We start from the raw sequence: 1,071 nt of genomic DNA on the forward strand, positions 1-1,071 counted from the left end.
CAGTGAGGAAAAGGGTAAACACGATTAAAGGAAGCACGGTTGCCTCACGGATCATATAAAAGCGATAGAACGGATTGCTTTTCCACCACGTCCGTTTCACTTCTCTTACATAGGGCTTACGATTACTCATCTCTTATGCCTCCTGAGGTTTCAACATCGCAATGACAAAGTCCATCGACGACGCCACTTTACCCTGGTTGACCGCTGCTGCCGGATCAACACTCTTCGGACAAACCTCAGAGCAGTAGCCGACAAAGGTACAACCCCAAGCACCATTTTCGCCATTGATCAGTTTCATCCGCTCAGCCTGACCGTGGTCACGACTGTCGAGATTATAGCGATGCGCCAGTGTCAGAGCGGCCGGACCGATAAATTCCGGATTGAGGCCGAACTGCGGACAGGCGGCATAACACAAACCACAGTTGATACAGCCGGCAAACTGCTTGTACTTTGCCAGTTGCTCTGGCGTTTGCAGGTTGGCACCGTCTTCCGGTTTACGGTCATTCCCAATGATATAAGGTTTGATTGCCTCCAGACGCTCGATGAACGGGGTCATATCGACAATCAAATCTTTCTCAATCGGGAAGTTCGCCAGTGGTTCGATTTTCACACCGTCCGGATAGTCGCGCAGGAAGCTTTTACAGGCGAGTTTCGGTACCCCGTTGACCATCACGCCACACGAGCCACAAATCGCCATCCGGCAAGACCAACGATAGGAGAGGTTCTTGTCCAGATAATCTTTCACATATGAAATCGTGTCGAGGATCGACATGGTTTCATTGAACGGGACTTCAAAGGACTGTAAATAAGGCTCCGCGTCTTTTTCCGGGTCATAACGCAGGATGTCCACTTTTTGAATACGTTGGGTGACCATGATTATTTCTCCTCTGCGCGCTGTTTGGCTTCTTCTGCTGCGGCTTGCTCAGCAGCGGCACCGTAAAGACGTGCTTTCGGTTGTGACTTGGTGATGGTGACATCACTGTAGTCAATCCGGGGGGCTGCATCTTTTTGATAGAATGCCAGTGAGTGTTTGAGGAAGTTCACATCGTCACGCTCGGTACACCCTTCATC

At 50.3% G+C, this 1,071-nt stretch carries 1 protein-coding gene and 2 pseudogenes; all 3 read right to left on the minus strand.

The features are described 5' to 3' along the window. Nucleotides 1-130: pseudogene (locus AC55NX_RS20715) on the minus strand (fumarate reductase subunit C); the annotation flags it as partial. Between the two features lie 3 nt (nucleotides 131-133). After that, nucleotides 134-874 carry a succinate dehydrogenase/fumarate reductase iron-sulfur subunit gene (locus tag AC55NX_RS20720; protein WP_496997450.1) on the minus strand — a complete coding sequence of 247 codons (741 nt, stop codon included), beginning with the start codon at nucleotides 872-874 and terminating at the stop codon, nucleotides 134-136. A 2-nt stretch (nucleotides 875-876) separates the two neighbouring features. Further along, nucleotides 877-1,071 (minus strand): annotated as a pseudogene (locus AC55NX_RS20725) (succinate dehydrogenase/fumarate reductase flavoprotein subunit); the annotation flags it as partial.

This window comes from Vibrio rubrogenes, assembly GCF_059641415.1.